Origin of the sequence: Micromonospora sp. C28SCA-DRY-2, assembly GCF_030519475.1 — a bacterium.
GTDB lineage: Bacteria > Actinomycetota > Actinomycetes > Mycobacteriales > Micromonosporaceae > Micromonospora.
Genome location: NZ_JAUMKD010000001.1, coordinates 513374 through 535888, shown reverse-complemented (window position 1 = coordinate 535888; position 22515 = coordinate 513374). Strand labels below are relative to the sequence as shown.

Sequence of the window (22515 nt, the reverse complement as noted above, 5' to 3'; positions counted from 1 at the left end):
TTGTTCTAGTACAATCCTGCATTTGTGTCAGCACGCTATCAGGTCACCGGTACGACGGCCGTCGAGATTTCGGCCAGCATCGAGTCCGGCATCCGGGCTGCCGCGCTGCCGCCCGGCGCCACGCTGCCGCCGGTGCGGGCCCTGGCCGCCGAGCTGGCGGTCAGCCCGGCCACCGTCGCCCGGGCCTACCAGGAGCTGCGCCAGCGCGGGCTGGTGGTCACCGCCGGCCGGCACGGCACCCGGGTCCGGCCCCGCCCGCCGGTGGCATCCCGCCGCTCGGCGCTGCGCCCGCCGCCGGCGGCCGGCCTGCGCGACCTGTCCACCGGGGAACCCGACCCGGCGTTGCTGCCCCCGCTCGGCCCGCACCTGGCCACCCTCGCCGCGGCGGCCGGTCCGCCGGTCAGCTACTCCGGTGCCGGCGTGCTGCCCGAACTGGTCGAGGCGGCCCGGGCGCGGCTGGCCGCCGACGGCGTACCGGCCGGCGAACTGACCATCACCGGCGGCGCGCTCGACGGCATCGAGCGCCTGCTCGGCGCCCACCTGCGCCCCGGCGACGCGGTGGCGGTCGAGGACCCGGGTTGGGCCAACCTGCTCGACCTGGTGGCCGCCCTCGGGCTGCGCCCGATCGGCGTACCGGTCGACGACGACGGGCCGCTGGTCGCCGGCGTCCGCTCGGCGCTGGCCGCGGGGGCCCGCGCGCTCGTGGTCACCAGCCGGGCGCAGAACCCGACCGGCGCGGCCGTCTCCGCGCACCGGGCGCGGCAGCTGCGCGAGCTGCTCGCCGGCCGGCCCGACCTGCTGTTGATCGAGGACGATCACGCCGCCGAGCTGGCCCGCGTACCGCTGCACCCGCTGGCCGGGGCGACCCCGACGTGGGCCTTCCTCCGGTCGGTGAGCAAGCCCTTCGGGCCCGACCTGCGGCTGGCCGTGTTGGTCGGCGACGAGACGACGGTGGCCCGGGTGGCCGGCCGGGCCCGGGTCGGCGCCGGCTGGGTCTCCACCGTGCTGCAACGGCTGGTCCTGGCGCTCTGGCGGGACCCGGCGGTGGCCGAGCTGGTCGACCGGGCGGCCGGCAGCTACGAGCGGCGCCGCGGCGCGCTGCTCGCCGCGCTGGCCCGGCGCGGTCTGCCGGCGCACGGGCGCAGCGGCATCAACGTCTGGCTGCCGGTGGCGGACGAGACCAGCGCGCTGACGTCGCTGCGCGACGCCGGCTGGGCCGTCGCGCCGGGCGCGCTCTACCGGATCGCCGGCCCGCCGGGGCTGCGGATCACCGTGAGCCGGCTGACCGACGCCGACGTCGAGCCGCTCGCCGACGCGCTGGCCGGGGCGGTCCGCCCGGCCCCCGTCGCCGGCTTCACCGCCTGAGCGGCCGGCACGGATGGCCGGCACGAGCGTGAGCCGCCGCGCAGGGGGTAAGCGCGGCCCCGGAGGTGAGCGACATGGCTGGGTCCGGGTCGAAGCGGGGAGTCTGGATCGCCGTCGCGGTGGCGGTGATCGTGCTCATCATCGTGATCATCGCGCTGGCGTCCGGCGGCGGTGACGGCGGTGGCGGCGGTGGCGGCGGGTACTGACGGCGCCGGCCCGCCCGGCGGAGTCCCCCGAACGGGTATATAACAGTCGACATGGCCGAGCAGACCGAGAGCGCTCCGGGCGCCCAGCGGTTCATCCCGCCCGAGGCGGACACCATCGACGCGCTCCGCGCGGCGGCGGCCGGCTGCCGTGGCTGCGAGCTCTACCGGGACGCCTCGCAGACGGTGTTCGGCCGGGGCGACGAGAGCGCCCGGGTGGTCTTCGTGGGCGAGCAGCCCGGCGACATGGAGGACCAGAAGGGCCTGCCGTTCGTCGGCCCCGCCGGCCGGCTGCTCCGCAAGGCCGTCGACGACGCCGGCCTCGACCCGGGGCACATCTACCTGACCAACGCGGTCAAGCACTTCCGCTTCGAGCTGCGCGGCAAGCGGCGCATCCACCAGACCCCGGACCGGGTGCACATCACCGCCTGCCGCCCCTGGCTGGTCGCCGAGTTCGCCCGGCTGGACCCGGAGATCGTGGTGGTGCTGGGCGCCACCGCCGCCAAGGCGCTGCTCGGCCCGACGTTCCGGGTCACCCGCCAGCGCGGCGAGCTGCTGCCGTGGCCCGCCTCGGCGCAGCACCCCGAGGACTTCCAGCGGGTGCCGGTGGACGCCGAGGGCAAGGTCGCCGACGCGCCCGAGGCCCGGCTGCTGGCCACCATCCACCCGTCCGCGGTGCTGCGCGCCGACGACCAGGACAAGGCGTACGACGGGCTGGTCGCCGACCTCACCGTGGCCGCCCGCGCCCTGGCCGCCTGACCCGACCGGCCTCGTCCCAGGCGGCCGGTGGACGGTTACCGGGCCGACGGCGAACACCCACACTCCGGATTGGTCCGGCCGGGCGCGCGGGGATCGGCTCTGCGGCAGGGTCCGCCCGGCGCCTAACGTGGCGGCATGAGCTCGACCCACCCCACCGCCCCGTCCCCGGTCGACGCCGCCGCCGAGCCGCCGACCGACCCGGACGCCGAGCTGGGGCTGGCCACCGGCAACGCCGCCGCGCTCTGGACGGCGCTGGCCGAGACCCGGCGGCACCCGCTGACCCGGCGACCCGGCTTCCTCGCCGTGCACGGCGACGACCGGGCCGGCCTGCGCGTCCTGCTGCGCACCCCGGAACCCACCCCGGACGAGGTGGCCGAGATCGCCGCGCTGGTCCGGCGACGCGCCGCGGGCCCGGTGACCGTCGAGGACCCGTTCGGCGCCGTGGACCTGACCGGCACGGGCCTGGCGCCCCGGCACCTGCCGGTCATGATCCGCCCTCCCGCGCCCGCCCCGGCGCCCGCGCCGCGGGTGATCCCGGTCGACGACCCGCGGCGGCTGGCCACTGTCGAGCGGGTGGTGGTGTCCGGCTTCCCGCTGGGCGGGCTGCACCCGTACCGGGCGGGTGAGGCGTTCCCGGTGGCCCTGCTCGGCCGACCCGGGATCCGGTTCCTGCTCGCCGAGGTCGACGGCATACCCGCCGGCGCCTGCCTGACCGTGCGCGCCGAGGTGGCCGGGCTGTACTGGATGACCACGCTGCCCGAGCACCGGTCCCGGGGCGTGGGCCGGGCGCTGCTGCACGCGGCGCTGGCGGAGCTGGCCGGTCACCCGGTCACCCTCACCGCGTCCCGGGCCGGCCGCCCGCTCTACGACTCGCTCGGCTTCCGGCCCGTCGCCCGGGCCACCTGGTGGTCCTGACCGCCCGACCCCGCCGGTCGGCGATCGGCCCTGTTCCGCACGGGTGGCCGGTGCCACACTTGCCGCCATGCAGCAGCATCTCTACGAGCGCGACCACGACGAGTTCCGGGACCTGTGCCGCGCGTTCCTCGCCCGCGAGGCGGTGCCGCACCACGAGCGGTGGGAGGCCGCCGGGATCGTCGACCGGGAGGTGTGGCGCAAGGCCGGCGCCGCCGGACTGCTCGGCATGGACGTCGACCCCGAGTACGGCGGCGGCGGCCAGCGGGACTTCCGGTACAACGCGGTGCTGGTGGAGGAGATCGTCGCCGCCGGCTGCTCGGGGCTCGGCTTCGGCCTGCACAACGACGTGGTGGCCCCGTACCTCACCGAGCTGACCACCGACGACCAGCGCAAGCGCTGGCTGCCCGGGTTCTGCTCCGGCGACCTGGTCACCGCCATCGCGATGAGCGAGCCCGGCGCCGGCTCCGACCTGGCCGGCGTCCGCACCACCGCGGTACGCGACGGCGACGCGCTCGTGCTCAACGGTCAGAAGACCTTCATCACCAACGGCGAGCTGGCCGACCTGGTGGTCGTGGTCGCCCGCACGGCCGACCAGGGCGCGCACGGGGTGAGCCTGATCGCGGTGGAGACCGGCACGCCCGGCTTCACCCGGGGCCGGCGGCTGGCCAAGGTGGGGCTGAAGGCCAACGACACCGCCGAGCTCTTCTTCGACGACTGCCGGGTGCCGGCGGAGAACCTGATCGGCACCGAGAACCACGGCTTCTACCACCTGATGGCCAACCTGCCCCGGGAGCGGCTGAGCATCGCGGTCGCCGCGGTCGCGGCCGCCGAGAAGCTGCTCGCCGTCACCCTGGACTACGCCCGCTCCCGGCAGGCGTTCGGCCGGCCGATCGGCGCCTTCCAGCACAACCGGTTCCTCCTGGCCGAGCTGGACACCGAGGTGACCATCGCCCGGACCTTCGTCAACCACTGCGTCGCCGAGTTCAACGCCGGCCGGCTCTCGGTGACCGACGCGGCCAAGGCCAAGTGGTGGACCACCGAGCTGCAGAACCGGGTCGCCGACCGCTGCGTGCAGCTGCACGGCGGCTACGGCTACATGCTGGAGTACCCGGTGGCGAAGGCGTGGCTGGACGGGCGGGTGCAGACCATCTACGGCGGCACCACCGAGATCATGAAGGAGATCATCGGCCGCGGGCTCGGCCTGTAGCGAAACCGGGTGCCATCGGCCCGGGTGGCTGCGCAAGGATGGACAGCGCCCGCACCCCTTACCGGACCGAGGAGCCGCCGATGACCACGGACCTGACCGCGCCGGTCGCCGCCCCGGACGTCGCGCCGATCCAGCGGCGGACCCTGGGGCTGCTCTTCGGCACCCAGATCATCGGCGGGATCGGCGTCACCATCGGCATCGCGGTGGGCGCGCTGCTGGCCGCCCGGGTGGCCGGCACCGCGGTGGCCGGCCTGGCCCAGAGCGCCGCCGTGGTGGGTGGGGCGCTGCTGGCCGTCCCGGTGACCCGGATCATGAACGCGCACGGCCGCCGGCCGGGGCTGGCCTTCGCCTACCTGGCCGGCGCGGTCGGCGCGGTGCTGGTGGTGCTCGCCACGGTCACCCGGTCCGTGCCGCTGCTCTTCCTCGGCATGCTCTTCTTCGGCGGCGGCACCGCGGCCAACCTCCAGGCCCGCTACGCCGCGGTGGACCTCGCCGAACCGGCCCGCCGGGGGCGGCAGCTCTCGCTGATCGTCTGGGCCACCACCATCGGCGCGGTGGCCGCGCCGAACTTCGCCGCGCTCGCCGACCGCACCACCAGCGGCTGGGGACTGCCGCCGCTGGCCGGCCCGTTCGCCTTCAGCGCGGCCGCGTTCGTGCTGGCCGCGGGCGTACTGCTGGTACTGCTGCGGCCCGACCCGCTGCTCACCGCGCGCCGGCTGGCGGCGGCCCCCACCCCGGTGGCCACCGGAGCGGCGGACGTCACCCCACCGGCCGAGGCGGTCGCCGCGCCGGCCCGGCCCGCCCGTGGCGCGGGGATGCGGGCGGCCTGGCAGGTGGTACGCGGCCGCCCGGCCGCCCGGCTCGGCATCGCCGCGGTGGCGGTGGGCCACGTGGTGATGGTGGCGGTGATGTCGATGACGCCGGTCCGCCTCGGCGAGTCGCACGGCGACGCCGACGTGCTGCGGGTGGTCGGCATCGTGCTGAGCCTGCACATCGCCGGCATGTACGCCCTCTCCCCGCTGGTCGGCTGGCTGACCGACCGACTCGGCCGGCGCGCGGTGATCCTCACCGGCGTCGGGCTGCTGCTCGCCGCGTGCGCGGTGGCCGGCACGGCCGGGCACCACACGCCCCGGCTCTCGATCGGCCTGGTCCTGCTCGGGCTGGGCTGGTCCGGCACCATGGTGGCCGGCTCCACGCTGCTGTCCGAGTCGGTGCCGGCGGCCGTCCGCCCGAGCGTGCAGGGGTTCTCCGACCTGACGATGGGGCTGGCCGGCGCGGGAGCCGCCGCGGTCAGCGGGTTTGTCATGCGGGCCGCCGGTTATCCGGTGCTCACCCTGCTCGCGGCGATCGCCGTGGTGCCGCTGGTGGCGCTAGCGTTGCGGGCGGTGCCGGCGAGCGCACCGGACGAGGAGGACTGATCACGTGCGGCTGACCGACTTCTGGGCGCGGCTGGAGGAGACGTTCGGGCCGGGCTACGCGGCCAGCATCGCCTCCGACCAGGTGCTGGCCCAGCTCGGCGGACGGACCATCCAGCAGGCGCTCGCCGCGGGTGAGGAGACGCACGTGGTGTGGCGGGCGGTCGTCGCCGCCTATCCCGACCGGGTGCCCGCCCGACTACGCTGAGCAGCCTTTTCGCCGCCCCCGCGTGTCGCTTGCCGAGTCGTACACCTGTTCGGCTATTGTCCACAGCGGGGTGCTCGTCCACAGCTCGCGGCCCGTCGGCTGGTTTTCTGTCGGACCCAGCGCCTAGCGTGTCCGCGTGACGCGAAGCTCAGGAAAGACGCCGGCGAAGGCAGGGGTGGCAACGATGGCAGCAGGGCCTGACCGGGAGAAGGCACTCGACCTTGCTCTCGCTCAGATCGACAAGCAGTTCGGCAAGGGCTCGGTGATGCGGCTGGGGGAGCGGCCGGTCATCCAGACCGCGGTGATCCCGACCGGCTCCATCGCGCTCGACGTGGCCCTCGGCGTGGGCGGTCTGCCCCGCGGCCGGGTCGTCGAGATCTACGGTCCGGAGTCCAGCGGTAAGACCACGGTGGCGCTGCACGCGGTGGCCAACGCCCAGCGGGCCGGCGGCATTGCCGCCTTCGTCGACGCCGAGCACGCGCTCGACCCGGAGTACGCGAAGGCCCTGGGCGTCGACACCGACGCGCTGCTGGTGTCCCAGCCGGACACCGGTGAGCAGGCGCTGGAGATCGCCGACATGCTGGTCCGCTCCGGCGCGCTCGACATCATCGTGATCGACTCGGTGGCCGCGCTGGTGCCGCGCGCCGAGATCGAGGGCGAGATGGGCGACAGCCACGTGGGTCTGCAGGCCCGGCTGATGAGCCAGGCGCTGCGGAAGATCACCGGCGTGCTCAACAACACCGGCACCACGGCGATCTTCATCAACCAGCTGCGCGAGAAGATCGGTGTGATGTTCGGCAGCCCGGAGACCACCACCGGTGGTCGGGCGCTGAAGTTCTACGCCTCGGTCCGGCTCGACGTGCGCCGCATCGAGAGCCTCAAGGACGGCACCGACGTGGTCGGTAACCGCACCCGGGTCAAGGTGGTGAAGAACAAGGTCGCCGCGCCGTTCAAGCAGGCCGAGTTCGACATCATGTACGGCAAGGGCATCTCCCGTGAGGGCTCGCTGATCGACGTCGGCGTCGAGCAGGCGATCATCCGCAAGTCCGGCGCCTGGTACACCTACGACGGCGACCAGCTCGGCCAGGGCAAGGAGAAGGCCCGCGAGTTCCTCCGCGAGAACCCGGACGTGGCCGCCGAGATCGAGAAGAAGATCCTGGAGAAGCTCGGCGTCGGGGTCGGCGCGGGCGACGCCGCCGGTGGCCCGGAGCTGCCGCCGGTCGACTTCTGACCTGACTCGTGGCAGGACGACGTGCCCGTACGGGGCGGGGCTGGGATGCCAGCCCACCCCGTACGGGTGACGCCAGCACGCCGCGGCCCCGCCGCGGCCGGCGCGGCCGTTCCGAGGAGGAGGCCGGTTCCGAGGCGCCCGCCGCCGCGCCGCGCGACGAGGCGGAGGTGGCCCGGGAGATCTGCCTGCGCCAGCTCGCCGTGCGGCCCCGTACCCGGGCCGAGCTGGCCACGGCGCTCGCCAAGCGGGGCATCTCCGAGGAGGTCTCGGCCGAGGTGCTCGACCGCTACGACGAGGTCGGCATCATCGACGACGCCGCCTTCGCCCGTGCCTGGGTGAGCAGCCGGCACGCCGGCCGCGGATTGGCCCGCCGGGCGCTGGCCAACGAACTGCGCCAGCGCGGAGTCGACGGCGACGTGGCCCGCGAGGCGCTCGGCGAGCTGGACGAGACCACCGAGGCCGAGACGGCCCGCGCCCTGGTCGAGCGGAAGCTCCGGGTCGCCCGTGGCGAGCCCGACGCGGTGTTCCGCCGGCTGGTCGGCATGCTGGCCCGCAAGGGCTACCCGCCCGGCGTGGCCATCCGCGCGGTGAAGGACGCCCTCGCCGCGCAGAGCGCCGAGGCGGCCGAGTTCGCTGAGCAGATCGACGCCGACGCCCTCGCCGACGCCGAGGGCGAACTGGACCGCGACAACCGGGCGGCCGAATGACCGGCCGGGCGATGTTCACGTGGCCGGGCGACCGGCCGAGCGAACCACTCCCGGCGGCCGGTCGGCGGGTGGCGGCGCCAGGGAGGGCCGGCCGATGCTGAAGGCCTGCCTCAACGGCGGGCGGGGTCGCGACGAGCACCCGGCGGTCCCGCTCACCCCGGCCGAACTGGCCGCCGACGCGGCCCGCTGCGCCGATCTCGGCGTGGCGGCGGTGCACGTCCATCCGCGCGACACCGACGGTGCCGAGTCGTTGCGTCCCGAGGTCATCGCGGCGGCCCTCACCGCGATCCGGGCCGCCCGGCCCGGGCTGCCGGTCGGGGTGAGCACCGGCGCCTGGATCGAACCGGATCCGGCCGCTCGGGTGGCCGCCGTCCGCGCCTGGCGGGTCCTGCCCGACTTCGCGTCGGTCAACGCCCACGAGGAGGGCGCGGAGGCGGTCGCCGCCGCGCTGCACGAGCGGGGCGTGCTGGTGGAGGCCGGGTTCTGGACGGTCGAGGCGGTGGCGGCCTACCGGGCCTGGCGGGTGCCGGCGGGGCGGCTGCTGATCGAGTGCATGGCCGAGCAACCGCCGGTGGCGCTCGCGGACGCGGCGGCGATGCTCGCCGCCCTGCCGCGCGCCGCGGCGCCGGTCGAGCCGCGGGTCGAGCCGCCGGTGCTGCTGCACGCCGAGGGGCCGGCCACCTGGACGGTGCTCGCCGAGGCGGTCCGCCGGGGGCTGCACACCCGCATCGGCCTGGAAGACACCCTCCAGCTACCGGACGGCACGCCCGCCCCGGACAACCCGGCACTGGTCACCGCCGCGCTGGCCGCCGGCGCCCGCTGAGCCGCCCCCGCCGGGCCGGCGCGGGCCGACGGCACCCCTCGCCGCGGCGGCGCTGACCGACGCGGGATCGGCGGCACCCGCCGCCGGGTTGGCGCCGGCCCGACGCCAGATCGGCGATGTGGCGGTGTCCGGCGGGCCGGGAGACCGCCATGTCGGCGACACGAGTCGATCAGCCGCGGCGACGACGCCGCGATGATCCTCCGGCGAGCCCCGAGCCCCGAGCCCCGAGCCGCGAGCCGCGAGCCCCGAGCCGCGAGCCGCGAGCCCTCAGTCCCCAGCCGCGAGCCGCGAGCCCCCAGCCGCGAGCCCCCAGCCCTCAGTCCCCAGCCGCGAGCCCTGAGCCGCGAGCCCCAGTCCCGAGTCCCGAGCCCCTAAGCCCGAGTCGCGAGCCCGAGCCGGCCGGGTCGGGCCGGGCGGAGCACCTTGCCGGCGCGCTCGACCCCGGGGTTGAGCAGCGATGACAGCCATCCGACACCGGCCCGGGCGGTGGAGTTTGTCCCCCGGTGTCCGGCGTTTCGTCAGCGCTGGGTGACGCGGCAACTTCGCTCCGTTCGGGGGGTTTGATCATGAGTTCTTGACCAGACCGGCCCTCGCGACCTAGCCTCGCCATACAGGCTCACATTGCCCGACCAGCGCAGGCTAAGCGCACAACATAGATCGCGTAACAGAACCGCATCACTTTGGCCAGCACCACCGGCCATACCACCGCAGCTCCGGACAGGCCGGTCGGGAGTTGAGGAGACAACTGCACCCGGTCGCCGGCGATGCTTCGGGCACCGCCGGCGGAGAGAGCTACCCACGGCCAGTCGCTCCGGTCGGGCGTCCAGAGCCGCAGGAGTGTGCCTTCCGGCACGGTCACTGCGGCGCCGACGTTCAGGGGAGGCGGCCATGGCGGGGCGGCACAGGTTCACCGGTGGTCCCCACGAGGTCCCGGCATGAGCGAGCGTCAGCGAGCGAATCAGCGGGGCAGTGCGCTTGAGCCTCATGTCGGCACGCAGCGGAGCGGAGTGCCGGCATGAGCGGGCGTCAGCGAGCGAATCAGCGGGGCAGTGCGCTTGAGCCTCGTGTCGGCACGCAGCGGAGCGGAGTGCCGGCATGAGGGAGCGTCAGCGAGCGGATCAGCGGGGCGGTGCGCTTGAGCCTCGTGTCGGCACGCAGCGGAGCGGAGTGCCGGCATGAGCGGATTCGACGTCGTGCTCCTCGTGGTGGTGCTGATCCTGACCGTGGTGGTGGTCGGGGCGGTGCTGCTGGGCGTCCGGACGCTGCGCCGGTTCCAGGCCGCGCCGGCTCCCGAGGATCCGGCCTTCATCGCCGAGAAGGACCGGCAGGAGCAGTCCCTGGCCGCGCTGCGCAGCGCCGCCGACGAGGCGAACAGCACCATCGACGTGGCGAAGTCCGCGGCCGCGGCGGCGCGGGCCGAGGCGGCCGCGGCCAAGGCGGAGGCGAAGGCGGCCCGGGCGGAGGCCCGCCGGGTGCTCGACGACGCCCGCGCCGAGGCGGACACCGTGCTGGAGCGGGCGCACAAGCAGGCCGAGGCGGACGCCGAGCAACTGCGGGCGGCGGCCCGGCGCAGCGGCGAGCGTGAGGTGGCGGTGCTCGCCGCCACCACCCGCGAGCAGGCGGCCGAGGTCGAGCGCCGGGCGGCCCGGATGGACGAGCGGGAGCGACTGCACACCGAGGAGGTCGAGCGGCTAGCCGAGCGGGAGCGGCAGCTGACCGCCGCGACGGCCGCGCTGGCCGCCCGGGAGGCCGAGCTGGCCCGGCGGGAGGCGGAGCTGGCCGAGGCCGAGGAGCAGCGGCGGCGCGAGCTGGAACGGGTGGCCGGGCTCACCGCCGACGCGGCCCGGGCCGAGCTGATCGAGGCCATCGAGTCGCAGGCCAAGCGGGAGGCGGCGCTGCTGGTCCGGGACATCGAGGCGGACGCGCGCAGCACCGCCGAGCAGCGGGCCCGGCACATCGTGGTCGACGCCATCCAGCGGGTGGCCAGCGAGCAGACCGCGGAGAGCGTGGTCAGCGTCCTGCACCTGCCCGGTGACGAGATGAAGGGGCGGATCATCGGTCGCGAGGGCCGCAACATCCGGGCCTTCGAGTCGGTCACCGGGGTCAACCTGATCATCGACGACACCCCCGAGGCGGTACTGCTCTCCTGCTTCGACCCGGTCCGCCGGGAGGTCGGCCGGCTGACCCTGGAGAAGCTGGTGCTGGACGGCCGGATCCACCCGCACCGGATCGAGGAGGTCTACGACCTGGCCCGGCACGAGGTGGAGGAGCTCTGCCAGCGGGCCGCCGAGGACGCCCTGGTCGAGGTCGGCATCACCGAGATCCACCCGGAGCTGGTCACCCTGCTCGGCCGGCTGCGCTACCGCACCTCGTACGGGCAGAACGTGCTCAAGCACCTGGTGGAGACCGCGCACATCGCCGGCGTCATGGCCGCCGAGCTGCGCCTGGACGTGCCCACCATCAAGCGCTGCGCGTTCCTGCACGACATCGGCAAGGCGCTCACCCACGAGGTGGAGGGCAGCCATGCGATCATCGGCGCGGACCTGGCCCGCAAGTACGGCGAGAGCGAGGACGTGGTGCACGCCATCGAGGCGCACCACAACGAGGTGCCGCCGCAGACCATCGAGGCGGTGCTGACCCAGGCCTCCGACGCCTGCTCGGGCGGCCGGCCGGGCGCCCGCCGGGAGAGCCTGGAGGCGTACGTCAAGCGGCTGGAGCGGATCGAGGAGATCGCGGCCGGCAAGCTCGGCGTGGAGAAGGTCTTCGCCATGCAGGCCGGCCGGGAGATCCGGGTGATGGTCAAGCCGGACGACGTGGACGACATCGGCGCCGCCGTGCTGGCCCGGGACGTGGCGAAGCAGATCGAGGAGGAGCTGACCTATCCCGGTCAGATCCGGGTCACCGTGGTCCGCGAGTCCCGGGTCACCGAGATCGCCCGCTGACCCGTCAACGGCGAGGGGGCCGGCCCGGTCTCCCGGGCCGGCCCTCTCGTTTCCCGACGTCAGGTGGTGGTGCCGGCGACCGCCTCGGTCTCCAGCTCGGTGCCCGCGGCCCCGGTACGGGTGCCGCCCGCACTCTTGCGGCCCCGGGCGAGCCGGTGCTGGACGTACTGGGCCAGCTTGGACAGCGAGTAGTTGACCACGATGAAGATCACGCCGATCACGATGTAGACCTGGATCGGGTTGCCCAGCGAGCCGATGATCTGCTTGCCGATGTTCAGGGCCTCCTCGTAGCTGATGATGAAGCCGAGCGAGGTGTCCTTGAGCACCACCACGAGCTGGCTGATCAGCGCCGGCAGCATGATCCGGAACGCCTGCGGCAGCAGGATCATCCGGGTGGTCTGCCACGGGGCGAGACCGATCGCCGCGGCCGCCTCGGCCTGCCCGCCGGGCAGACCCTCCATGCCGGAGCGGAGGATCTCGGCGATGACCACCGAGTTGTAGATGGTCAGGCCGATGACCAGGTACCAGAGCGTGTCGAAGGTAACCCCGAACTCCGGGAAGCCGCGGGCCACGAAGAAGATCGTGATGACCACGGGCAGGCCCCGGAAGACCTCGACGCAGACCCGGGTGACCCCGGAGAGCAGCATGCTCAGCCCGCGCAGCAGGTACGACACCGGGGTGGCCAGCCCGGTGAACCGGCGCCTGGCGAGGCTCTTGAGCTGGATCCGCAGCATCGCCAGCAGGGTGCCGACGATCAGCGAGGAGACGATGGCCAGCGCGGCGGCGATCAGCGTGTTCTTGAAGCCGAGGCCGATCCGCTCCCAGACCAGCGGAAAGTTCTCGTTGCCGGGGTCCACCAGCGGGCCCCACAGCTCCATCGAGAACTGGCCTTTCTCGTCCAGCGGACGGTAGACCAGGAAGTAGGCGCCGACCAGCAGCAGGGCGGTGGCCACCACGCTGCTGACCAGGGTGATCCGGCGCTGCCGGGGGCCGGGTACGTCGTAGAGGACGGTCTGCTGGCTCATCGGGCCACCGCCTGCCGCTTCTCGATCCGGTCGAGGAGGGCGCCCAGGGGGACGGTCATGATCAGGTATCCGATCGAGATGCCGATGGCGACCGGCACGAAGGCGTAGCCCTCGGCCGAGGTGAGCTGGTCGGCGGTCGCGGAGAGGTCGCCGACGACCCCGAAGAACCCGATCAGCGCCGAGTTCTTGATCATCGCGATGATCACCGAGCCGAGCGGCACCACGGACGCCTTCCAGGACTGCGGCAGTACCACGTAGCGCAGGTTCTGGCCGAAGGTGAGGCCCAGCGACCGGGCGGCCTCGGCCTGCCCGGCCGGCACCGCGTTGACCCCCGAGCGCAGCGCCTCGCAGACGAACGCCGCGGTGTAGAGCACCAGCGCGACCAGCGCGAAGCGGAAGTACGGCAGGTCGGTGCCGAGCCGGGTGAAGATGGCGTCCAGCCCGGGGATGCGGAGGAAGTCCGCGTTGGAGCCGAGCGCCGGCAGGCCGAAGGCGGCGAAGAACATCACCACGGTCAGCGGCATGTTCCGGAACACGTTCACGTATCCGGTGCCGAGCGCGCGCAGCGGCGGCACCGGTGAGATGCGGAGCACCGCCACGACGGCGCCCAGGATCAGGGCGCCGATCGCGGCGAGTACGCAGATCTGGAGGGTGAGCCAGAAACCACCCGCGAAGACGTCGAACTTGTCGATGAGCACACTCACGGGTCGGTCTTCCTCCCCACCCTCCAGATCAACGGGTCAGATCAGTAGCGGTTGACGGTCGGAGCGCTGCCGAGCTCGGCACCGAACTTGCCGGCGGTGTCGTCCCACGCCTTCTTCCAGCTGCCGTCGGCGAACGCCTTCTCCAGCGTGTCGTTGATGAAGTTGCGGAACTCGGTGTCCTCCTTCTTCACCCCGATGCCGTACGGCTCCTTGGTGAAGTTGTCACCGGCCAGCTTGAACGACGCCTCGTCCTTGGCGATGTAGCCGAGCAGGATGACGTTGTCGGTGGTCACCGCGTCCACCTGGCCGCCCTTGAGGGCGTCCTTGCACTTGTCGTACGTGTCGAAGAGCACCAGCTGGGTGGCGACGTCCTTGACGTACTTCTTGATCTCCTCGGCCGGCGTCGAGCCGGTGACCGAGCAGACCTTCTTGGTGCCGTCCTTGAAGGAGTCCGGCCCGGTGATGGTGGTGTCGTCCTTCTTCACCAGGATGTTCTGGCCGGCCTCGTAGTACGGCCCGGCGAAGGCGATCCGCTCCTTGCGCTTGTCGTTGATCGTGTAGGTCGCCGCGACCAGGTCGACGGTGCCGTTGACGATCACGTCCTCGCGGACCTTCGAGGGGGCCTCCACCCACTCGATCTTGTCCTCGGGGATGCCCAGCTCCTTGACGATGATCTTCGCGACCTCGACGTCGAAGCCCTCCGGCTTGCCCGACAGGCCCTTGAGGCCGAAGCCCGGCTGGTCGAACTTGGTGCCGATCTTGATGGACTGGGCCTTGTTCAGCCGCTCCATCGTGGTGCCGGCGGCGAACGACTTGCTGCCGGCGCCGGTGCCCTCGCCGCCGTCGTCGTCGCCACCGCAGGCGGCCATGCCGAGCGCCAGGGTGGCGGCCGCGGCGAGCGCCGCTACGCGCTTCATACGCATACTCTTCTCCTTCTTCGACGAAGCCGCCGGGGGACGGCGCGCTCCAGGTACGGACGCCTAGTGCGTGAGGATCTTGGAGAGGAAGTCCTTGGCCCGCTCGCTGCGCGGGTTGCCGAAGAACTCGGCCGGGGGAGCGTCCTCGACCAGTTGGCCGTCGGCCATGAAGATCACCCGGTTGGCCGCGTGCCGGGCGAAGCCCATCTCGTGGGTCACCACGACCATGGTCATGCCGTCGCGGGCCAGCGAGGTCATCACCTCGAGCACCTCACCGACCATCTCCGGGTCGAGCGCGCTGGTGGGCTCGTCGAAGAGCATCGCCTTGGGCTGCATGGCCAGCGCGCGGGCGATCGCCGCCCGCTGCTGCTGACCGCCGGAGAGCTGGGCCGGGAACTTGTCGGCCTGGTTGGCGATGCCGACCCGGTCGAGCAGGGCGAGGGCGCGCTCGCGGGCGGCCGCGGGCTTCTCCTTGCGCACCTTGATCGGCCCGAGGGTGACGTTATCCAGGATGGTCTTGTGCGCGAAGAGGTTGAACGACTGGAAGACCATGCCGACCTCGCTGCGCAGCTTCGCCAGCGCCTTGCCCTCGGCCGGCAGCGGCTGCCCGTCGAAGGTGATGGTGCCGGAGTTGATCGGCTCGAGTCGGTTGATCGTGCGGCAGAGCGTCGACTTGCCGGAGCCGGACGGGCCGATCACCACGACCACCTCGCCCTTGCCGACCGAGAGTGAGACGTCGTCCAGCACGTGCAGCGGCCCGAACCACTTGTTGACCGAGTCCAGCACGATGAGCGGTTCGCCCGTCGTCACGTCGTCCACCGTCCCTGTCGTCGCCCCAGCGGGGTCGGTTGACCCCCGGTTGGGCAACTGTAGGCGGGGGGATGTGGCGGAATGCAACTCAGTTGGTCACGGAGCGGTAACACCATTCGTGATCACGGCGGGAAGTCCGAATTCGACCACCGTCCTGGTGCGCCATGTGGCGACCTGCGCGCGTCGAGTAAATCATGTAGGGATGACCGAACCGGTACGGCTGACCCGGTACGCCCGGGGCGGCGGCTGCGCCTGCAAGATCCCGCCCGGCGAGCTGGAGGCGATGGTCGCCGGGCTCGGCCCGGCCGCCGGCACCGTCGAACTGCTCGTCGGCCTGGACCACGGCGACGACGCGGCGGTGGTCCGGTTGGACGAGCGCACCGGCCTGGTCAGCACCGCCGACTTCTTCACCCCGGTCGTCGACGACGCGTACGACTGGGGCCGGATCGCCGCCACCAACGCCCTCTCCGACGTGTACGCGATGGGCGGCACCCCGCTGGTGGCGCTGAACCTGCTCTGCTGGCCGCGTGACGTGCTGCCGCTGGAGCTGGCCCGGGAGGTGCTGCGCGGCGGCCAGGACGTGGCCCGCGACGCCGGCTGCCACCTGGCCGGCGGGCACAGCGTGGACGACGACGGGCCCAAGTACGGGCTGGCCGTCACCGGGGTGGTGCGCCCGGACGAGCTGATCACCCTGGACGCCGGCCGGGCGGGCCTGCCCCTGTCGCTGACCAAGCCGCTCGGCGTCGGGGTGCTCAACACCCGGCACAAGAACACCGGGGAGCGCTTCCCGGAGGCGGTGGCGGCGATGACCACGCTGAACCGCGACGCGGCCCGGGCGGCGGTGGCCGCCGGCGTGCGCTGCGGCACCGACGTGACCGGCTTCGGGCTGCTCGGCCACGCGTCCAAGCTGGCCCGGGCGAGCGGGCTCACCGTGGCCCTCGACGCGGCCCGGGTGCCCTACCTGGCCGGCGCCCGCGAGGCGGTCCGCGACGGGTACGTCAGCGGCGGCAGCCGGCGCAACCTGGACTGGGTGACGCCGTGGACGGACTTCGGCCGCGTCGGCGCGGACGACCGGCTGCTGCTGGCCGACGCGCAGACCTCCGGCGGGCTGCTGGTCGCCGGCGAACTCCCGGGTGCCACCGTGGTCGGCGAACTGCTCCCGCGCGGCGAGCACCTGGTGGTCCTGCGCTGAGCGACGCGGGTCGGAAAGACGACGTGGCGCGGCACCGGATGCGGCACCATACCCGATAAACTGTCATCTTCCGGCTACTCGGAGCAATGCGGCTCGGGTAAATTTTGCCCGGAATGGTCACAGACCGGTAACTTGCCCCCGGCTGAGGTCAAATGCACCCCACCATCGTCAGTAAGGCCCGATCCGGAGGCCGGTGGGACGAGCACAGCGAGGAGGCGGCATGACCGAGCTGTGGAACTGGAGAATCGACCGGGCGGCGCCGGTTCAGGTCTACCCGGCACTGGCCGAGGCGCTCGGCCGGGTGGTGATGCCCCTGGCGGTGGCCGACCCGACCCGGCTGCCGACGTACGCGGTGATCTGCGACGTCTGGGAGGCGCCGGGCGACTTCGGCACGATGGTGGACTGCTACGGGGTCCCGGAACGGCTCCCCGAGCACGCCAGCATCGCGGCCCTGGCCCGGCTGCTGGACCGCAACTGCCTGGTGCGCGACGACACCCTCGACGCCGGCCGGCACCTGCTCGTCGCGCCGGACGGCACGATCCGGCCGGTGCACTTCACCGTCCGGGAGACCGACGACGGCGAGGTGCTCGGCGACCAGCGGCTCTGCACCGAGGCCAACGCCGGCTGTCGGGGCTGGTCCCAGTGCCACCGCTCGAAGTGGGCGCCCGACTCGGTGCTGCCCGCGCTCGCCGCCGCCTGACCGACGACGCGGGCGGGCCGGCCGGCGGTCAGCGCGCCGGACCGGCGGATCGCGCGCCGGTCAGCGAGCGGGAGCCGGTGGGCCCGTCGGTCAGCGGGCCAGGCCGGTCAGCGGGCCGGGCCCGGTCGGACCCGCGGTCAACTCGTCGGGCTGGCCGACCGCCCGCCCCGGACCTCCAACTGCTCCAGCAGCGTCTGGGTGGCCGCGGCGACGGCGGCCACCGCCGCGTCGAAGGCGGCCGCGTTGTGCGCGGCCGGCTTGCGGAACCCGGAGATCTTCCGGACGTACTGCAACGCCGCGGCGTCGACGTCGGCCGGGGTCACCTCGGCGACGTACGGCTCACGCAGGGTCTTGATGCTCCGGCACACGGCTCCTCCTCGTTCGGTTCGGGCTACCCGGCCCGGATACGCTGTCCGGGTCATGACTACCGCAGCGGCGAGCAGCCCGCGCACCTATCAGGTGCGCACCTACGGCTGCCAGATGAACGTGCACGACTCCGAGCGCATCTCCGGGCTGCTGGAGCAGGCGGGCTACGTGCGCGCCGCCGAGGCCGACGAGCACCCGGACGTGGTGGTCTTCAACACCTGCGCGGTGCGGGAGAACGCCGACAACCGGCTCTACGGCAACCTCGGTCATCTGCGCCCCGTGAAGGACAAGCACCCCGGCATGCAGATCGCCGTCGGCGGCTGCCTGGCCCAGAAGGACCGCGGCGACATCGTCCGCAAGGCGCCCTGGGTGGACGTGGTCTTCGGCACGCACAACATCGGCTCGCTGCCGGTGCTGCTGGAGCGGGCCCGGCACAACACCGCCGCCGAGGTGGAGATCCTCGAATCCCTCGACGTCTTCCCCTCCACGCTGCCCACCCGCCGCGAGTCGACGTACGCCGGCTGGGTGTCGATCTCGGTGGGCTGCAACAACACCTGCACGTTCTGCATCGTGCCCTCCCTGCGCGGCAAGGAGAAGGACCGCCGCCCCGGTGACATCCTCTCCGAGGTGCGGGCGCTGGTCGACGAGGGCGTGCTGGAGGTGACCCTGCTCGGGCAGAACGTCAACTCCTACGGCGTCGAGTTCGGCGACCGGCTGGCCTTCGGCAAGCTGCTGCGCGCCTGTGGCGACGTCGAGGGCCTGGAGCGGGTCCGGTTCACCAGCCCGCACCCGAAGGACTTCACCGACGACGTGATCGCCGCGATGGCCGAGACCCCGAACGTCTGCCACTCGCTGCACATGCCGTTGCAGTCCGGCTCCGACGCGGTGCTGCGTGCCATGCGGCGCTCGTACCGGGCCGAGCGCTACCTGGGCATCATCGCCAAGGTGCGGGCGGCCATGCCGGACGCGGCGATCACCACCGACATCATCGTCGGCTTCCCCGGCGAGACCGAGGCCGACTTCGAGCGCACCCTCGACGTGGTGCGCGAGGCCCGGTTCTCCTCGGCGTTCACCTTCCAGTACTCCAAGCGCCCCGGCACCCCGGCCGCCACGATGGACGGCCAACTGCCCAAGCAGGTCGTCCAGGAGCGCTACGAGCGGCTGATCGCCTGCGTCGAGGAGATCACCTGGGCGGAGAACCGGAAGCTGGTCGGGGAGACCGTCGAGGTGCTGGTCGCCGTCGGCGAGGGGCGCAAGGACGAGCGCACCGGACGGATGTCCGGCCGGGCCCGGGACGGCCGGCTCGTGCACTTCGACGCCGGTTCGTACGCGGGACGGATCCGCCCCGGCGACATCGTGCACACCACCGTGACGTACGCCGCGCCGCACCACCTCAACGCCGACGGCGAGCCGCTGTCGCACCGGCGCACCCGGGCCGGCGACGCGGCCGAGGCGGGGCGTGCCCCGCGTACGCCCGGGGTGCTGCTCGGGCTGCCCACGGTCGGCGCGCCGGCCGCGGCGCCCGCGCCGACCACCGGCTGCGCCGCCCACTGACCGGTCACCGGGGCCTGCCGCAAGATCACGCGCAACCCGGATGTAGTGCCCTCGACCGCACGGTGAGGCCACTGGATCGTTGGTGTAGCGCGATCGTGGCCCGGCGCGCCCCAGGATCCGCGCACCGGGAAGGTGCGCCGTTGTCGGGCCGCGCCGCGGCCCGCAGCGGCGCGGGCGGGGCGGCGGTCCCGGGGCAGGGCGGCCATCCGAGCGGGACGGCCCCCGGCCTGCGGGCGGGGCGGGGCGGGGACGGGCGGCGGGCGCGCGGCGGGTCCGGGACACGCAGGAGCCCCGGTCCCGTGGGGGACCGGGGCTCGTCACGCTGGATCAGGTCAGCTGGACTGCTCGGCGAGCTGGAGGAACTGCCGCTTCGAGGCCAGCGCCTGCTCGGCCTCGCGGATCCGCTTGGCGTCGCCGGCGGCCTGGGCGCGGGCCAGCCGCTCCTCCGCCTCGGCGACCTGCGCCCGCATCTGGGCGAGCAGCGGGTTGTCCTCCTTGGTGGTCCGCCGCCAGGCCGAGTCCATCACCTCGCGGACCTTCTCGTCGACCGCGCGCAGCCGGCGCTCCAGCCCGGCGGCCGCCTCCCGGGGCACCCGGCCGGCCTCGTGCCACTGCGCCTGGATCTCCCGCAGCTTGGCCTGGGCGCCCTTCGGGTCACCGTCGACGTCCAGCGCCTCGGCCTCGGCGAGCAGGGCCTGCTTGCGCTCCAGGTTGGCCCGCTGCTCGTTGTCGCGGGCCGAGAAGACCTCGCTGCGCCGGGTGAAGAACGCGTCCTGCGCCGCCCGGAACCGTTCCCAGAGCCGCTGCTCGGCCTCCTTGGAGGCGCGCGGCGCGGCCTTCCACTGGTTCATCAGGTCCTTGAGCTGGTTGGCGGTGGCCGCCCAGTCGGTGGAGTCCGTCAGCTTCTCGGCCTCGGCGACCAGCTCCTCCTTGACCGACTGCGCCTGCTTGCGCTGCGCGTCGAGGGAGGCGAAGTGGGCGCCGCGCCGGCGGGTGAAGCCGTCCCGGGCCGCGGCGAACCGCTTCCACAGCTCGCCGTCGGTCTTCTTGTCGACCCCGCGGATGGTCTTCCACTCGTCGAGGATCTCCTTGAGCCGGTCCCCGGCGGTCTTCCAGCCGGTCGACTCGGCGGCGATCTTCTCGGCCTCCTCGACCAGGGCCGTCTTGCGGGCCAGCGCCTCGCTGCGGGCGGCGTCCCGGGCGGCCCGGGCCTCCCCGGCCTTCTCCTCGGCGACGGTGGCGAGCTTGTCGAGCCGCGCGGCGAGCGCGTCGATGTCGCCGACCACGTGCGCCTCGGCCAGCGAGGCACGCAGCCGGCGGATCGTGGTCAGCGAGTGGCCCGCGTCCGCCGCACCCGAGTTGAGCCGGGCCTCGGTGAGGTCCACCTCCGTCACCAGGTCGGCGAAGCGCCGGGCGAAGTGCGCCAGCCCCTCCTCCGGTGCTCCCGCCTGCCAGGAACCGACCACCCGCTCACCCTCGGCGGTCTTGACGTACACGGTGCCGTCCGCGTCCACCCGTCCGAAGGCAGTCCAGTCGCTCATGTGCCCATCCTCGTTCTCCCGGCGTCGGGGAGCAGTCCCGCGATCGCCGCCACGGCGCAGCAAAGTTTCTCCCGGCATTGTCACAGGTCCGCCCCCGTCCGCGTCGAGCGCCTATCGCCGACCGTGACCATACGGTGTCCTAGCCGTCGAATGACCGGATCGGCGCGGGGACGCACCGGGACGTCCCGCTAACGTGGACCCGTGCCACTGGTCGCCGCCGCCGTCTGCCCGCATCCGCCCCTGCTCGTGCCCGAGGTGGCCGGCACCGCCGCCGGTGAGCTGGACGACCTCCGGGCCGCCTGCGACGCCGCCGTCACCCGGCTGCTGGCCAGCGAGCCGGACTGCGTGGTGGTGCTGGGCGCCGGCCCGGAGACGGGCTGGATCATCCCGCCCGCCCTCGGCACGCTCCGCCCGTTCGGCGTGGACCGCACCGTCCCGCTGGTCCCGGCGCTGCCCGACGGGCCGGCGGTGCTGCCGTTGAGCGTGACCGTCGGCGCGTGGCTGCTCGGCCGGCACCGGGTCGGCGCGCGGGTGGTCGGCGCCCAGGTGTCGCCGGACGCGCCCGCCGACGAGGTGGCCGAACTCGCCCGACAGGTCGACGGGTACCGCCCGCGGGTCGCGCTGCTGGCGATGGGGGACGGGTCCGCCTGCCGGGGGGAGAAGTCGCCCGGCTACCACGACCCGCGCGCCGAGCCGTACGACCGGGGGGTCGCCCGGGCGCTGGCCGACGCGGACGCCGGGGCCCTGCTCGGCCTGGACCCGGGGCTGTCGGCGGAGCTGCGGGTCGCCGGGCGCGCGCCCTGGCAGGTGCTCGCCGGCGCGGCCCGCGCGGCCGGCGGCGCCTGGCGTGGCGAGCTGAGCTACCACGCCGCCCCCTACGGCGTGGCCTACTTCGTGGCCGGCTGGGAGCTCGGGTGAGCGGGCGGAACGTCGGCGCGGTGGTGCCGCGCGGCGGCGCGCGGCGAAGCGGCGGGCCGGCATGAGCGGGCCGGTCGAGGCCGGTGGCAGCCGCCCGCCGGCCGGCCCGGTGGTGGCCGTGGTCGGGCCGACCGCGGCCGGCAAGTCGGCGCTGAGCATCGCCCTCGCGCACGCCCTGGACGGCGAGGTGGTCAACGCCGACTCGATGCAGCTCTACCGCGGCATGGACATCGGCACCGCCAAGCTCACCCCCGCCGAGCGCGAGGGGGTGCCGCACCACCTGCTGGACATCTGGGACGTCACCGAGCCGGCCAGCGTCGCCGAGTACCAGCGGCTGGCCCGGGCGGCGGTGGACGACATCCTGGCCCGGGGCCGGGTGCCGCTGCTGGTCGGCGGCTCCGGGCTGTACGTCCGGGCGGTGCTGGAACGGTTCGAGTTCCCCGGCACCGACCCGGCGGTCCGCGAGCGGCTGGAGCGGGAGCTGGCCGAGGCCGGCCCGGCGCCGCTGTACGCCCGGCTGCGCGCCGCCGACCCGGCCGCCGCGGCGGGCATCCTGCCCGGCAACGGCCGGCGGATCGTGCGGGCGCTGGAGGTGATCGAGCTCACCGGGGCGCCGTTCACCGCCGCGCTCCCCGAGCCGACGCCGTACTACCCGTCCGTGCAGGTCGGGGTCGACCTGGACACCGCGCTGCTGGACGAGCGGATCGCCCTGCGGGTGGACCGGATGTGGGCGGACGGCCTGGTCGCCGAGACCCGCGAGCTGGTCGGCCGCGGCCTGCCCGAGGGGCGTACGGCCGGCCGGGCGCTCGGCTACCAGCAGGTGCTGCGGTTCCTGGCCGGTGAGCTGACCGAGACCGAGGCGCACGACGAGACGATCCGGGCCACCCGGCGCTTCGTCCGCCGGCAACGCTCCTGGTTCCGCCGGGACCCGCGGATCCACTGGCTGGACGCGGCCGCGCCGGACCTGGTTGCCGAGGCCCTGCGGCTGGTCCCCGCCGCTGCGCGATGATGGG

Annotated in this window: 22 protein-coding genes; 16 read left to right on the top strand and 6 right to left on the bottom strand. The window is 73.9% G+C overall.

Annotated features, from left to right (window positions below):
* Positions 1-24 precede the first annotated feature (24 nt).
* The 11 genes from Q3W71_RS02430 (at position 25) to rny (ending at position 11775) form a co-directional block, all read left to right on the top strand.
* On the top strand, positions 25-1365 hold the full coding sequence (locus tag Q3W71_RS02430; protein WP_302917624.1) for an aminotransferase class I/II-fold pyridoxal phosphate-dependent enzyme: 1341 nt from the start codon (positions 25-27) through the stop codon (positions 1363-1365).
* 74 nt (positions 1366-1439) lie between these two features.
* Entirely contained in the window at positions 1440-1571 is a 132-nt protein-coding gene (locus Q3W71_RS02425; RefSeq protein WP_302917623.1) for a hypothetical protein, read from the top strand.
* 51 nt (positions 1572-1622) lie between these two features.
* Positions 1623-2327 carry a UdgX family uracil-DNA binding protein gene (locus Q3W71_RS02420; protein WP_302917622.1) on the top strand — a complete coding sequence of 235 codons (705 nt, stop codon included), beginning with the start codon at positions 1623-1625 and terminating at the stop codon, positions 2325-2327.
* Positions 2328-2462: 135 nt separating this feature from the next.
* Positions 2463-3242: a GNAT family N-acetyltransferase gene (locus tag Q3W71_RS02415; RefSeq protein WP_302917621.1), complete on the top strand. Its 780-nt coding sequence runs from the start codon at positions 2463-2465 to the stop codon at positions 3240-3242.
* 67 nt (positions 3243-3309) lie between these two features.
* Entirely contained in the window at positions 3310-4449 is a 1140-nt protein-coding gene (locus Q3W71_RS02410; RefSeq protein WP_302917620.1) for an acyl-CoA dehydrogenase family protein, read from the top strand.
* Positions 4450-4529: 80 nt separating this feature from the next.
* The gene (locus Q3W71_RS02405; protein WP_302917619.1) at positions 4530-5867 is read left to right on the top strand and encodes an MFS transporter; all 1338 of its coding nucleotides are present in this window, start codon (positions 4530-4532) and stop codon (positions 5865-5867) included.
* A 4-nt stretch (positions 5868-5871) separates the two neighbouring features.
* Entirely contained in the window at positions 5872-6072 is a 201-nt protein-coding gene (locus Q3W71_RS02400) for a DUF3046 domain-containing protein (RefSeq protein ID WP_302917618.1), read from the top strand.
* Between the two features lie 184 nt (positions 6073-6256).
* Positions 6257-7303, top strand: a complete 1047-nt coding sequence (gene recA / locus Q3W71_RS02395) for a recombinase RecA (protein WP_088995380.1) — start codon at positions 6257-6259, stop codon at positions 7301-7303.
* 8 nt (positions 7304-7311) lie between these two features.
* Positions 7312-8010: a regulatory protein RecX gene (locus Q3W71_RS02390; RefSeq protein WP_302917617.1), complete on the top strand. Its 699-nt coding sequence runs from the start codon at positions 7312-7314 to the stop codon at positions 8008-8010.
* Between the two features lie 94 nt (positions 8011-8104).
* On the top strand, positions 8105-8833 hold the full coding sequence (locus Q3W71_RS02385) for a 3-keto-5-aminohexanoate cleavage protein (protein ID WP_302917616.1): 729 nt from the start codon (positions 8105-8107) through the stop codon (positions 8831-8833).
* A gap of 1175 nt (positions 8834-10008) precedes the next feature.
* The gene (gene rny, locus Q3W71_RS02380; protein WP_302917615.1) at positions 10009-11775 is read left to right on the top strand and encodes a ribonuclease Y; all 1767 of its coding nucleotides are present in this window, start codon (positions 10009-10011) and stop codon (positions 11773-11775) included.
* Between the two features lie 59 nt (positions 11776-11834).
* Here the strand turns inward: rny and Q3W71_RS02375 are convergent, their stop codons facing one another.
* From Q3W71_RS02375 to Q3W71_RS02360, 4 genes are read right to left on the bottom strand one after another with little or no spacing between them, the layout of a single operon-like run.
* Positions 11835-12800, bottom strand: a complete 966-nt coding sequence (locus Q3W71_RS02375) for an amino acid ABC transporter permease (RefSeq protein ID WP_302917614.1) — start codon at positions 12798-12800, stop codon at positions 11835-11837.
* Entirely contained in the window at positions 12797-13504 is a 708-nt protein-coding gene (locus tag Q3W71_RS02370) for an amino acid ABC transporter permease (protein ID WP_302917613.1), read from the bottom strand. The genes Q3W71_RS02375 and Q3W71_RS02370 overlap by 4 nt, the downstream gene beginning before the upstream one ends.
* Before the next feature lie 41 nt (positions 13505-13545).
* On the bottom strand, positions 13546-14427 hold the full coding sequence (locus Q3W71_RS02365) for a glutamate ABC transporter substrate-binding protein (protein ID WP_302917612.1): 882 nt from the start codon (positions 14425-14427) through the stop codon (positions 13546-13548).
* A 57-nt stretch (positions 14428-14484) separates the two neighbouring features.
* Complete coding sequence (locus tag Q3W71_RS02360) at positions 14485-15240, bottom strand: amino acid ABC transporter ATP-binding protein (RefSeq protein ID WP_302917611.1); 756 nt, start codon at positions 15238-15240, stop codon at positions 14485-14487.
* Between the two features lie 193 nt (positions 15241-15433).
* Between Q3W71_RS02360 and selD the strand changes: the two genes are divergently transcribed.
* Both selD and Q3W71_RS02350 read left to right on the top strand, forming a co-directional pair.
* Positions 15434-16423: a selenide, water dikinase SelD gene (selD, locus tag Q3W71_RS02355; protein WP_302917610.1), complete on the top strand. Its 990-nt coding sequence runs from the start codon at positions 15434-15436 to the stop codon at positions 16421-16423.
* A 220-nt stretch (positions 16424-16643) separates the two neighbouring features.
* Positions 16644-17123: a hypothetical protein gene (locus Q3W71_RS02350; protein ID WP_302917609.1), complete on the top strand. Its 480-nt coding sequence runs from the start codon at positions 16644-16646 to the stop codon at positions 17121-17123.
* Positions 17124-17260: 137 nt separating this feature from the next.
* Here the strand turns inward: Q3W71_RS02350 and Q3W71_RS02345 are convergent, their stop codons facing one another.
* The gene (locus Q3W71_RS02345) at positions 17261-17491 is read right to left on the bottom strand and encodes a DUF2277 family protein (protein ID WP_302917608.1); all 231 of its coding nucleotides are present in this window, start codon (positions 17489-17491) and stop codon (positions 17261-17263) included.
* Positions 17492-17543: 52 nt separating this feature from the next.
* Between Q3W71_RS02345 and miaB the strand changes: the two genes are divergently transcribed.
* Positions 17544-19043 (top strand): tRNA (N6-isopentenyl adenosine(37)-C2)-methylthiotransferase MiaB, encoded by a 1500-nt coding sequence (gene miaB / locus Q3W71_RS02340; RefSeq protein ID WP_302917607.1) that lies wholly within the window; start codon positions 17544-17546, stop codon positions 19041-19043.
* A 332-nt stretch (positions 19044-19375) separates the two neighbouring features.
* Here the strand turns inward: miaB and Q3W71_RS02335 are convergent, their stop codons facing one another.
* Entirely contained in the window at positions 19376-20584 is a 1209-nt protein-coding gene (locus tag Q3W71_RS02335; RefSeq protein ID WP_302917606.1) for a DUF349 domain-containing protein, read from the bottom strand.
* Between the two features lie 201 nt (positions 20585-20785).
* Here Q3W71_RS02335 and Q3W71_RS02330 point away from each other — a divergent pair, with 201 nt between their 5' ends.
* Together Q3W71_RS02330 and miaA are read left to right on the top strand one after the other, a co-directional pair.
* On the top strand, positions 20786-21502 hold the full coding sequence (locus Q3W71_RS02330; protein WP_302917605.1) for a hypothetical protein: 717 nt from the start codon (positions 20786-20788) through the stop codon (positions 21500-21502).
* 61 nt (positions 21503-21563) lie between these two features.
* Positions 21564-22511 (top strand): tRNA (adenosine(37)-N6)-dimethylallyltransferase MiaA, encoded by a 948-nt coding sequence (gene miaA / locus Q3W71_RS02325; protein WP_302917604.1) that lies wholly within the window; start codon positions 21564-21566, stop codon positions 22509-22511.
* Positions 22512-22515 lie beyond the last annotated feature (4 nt).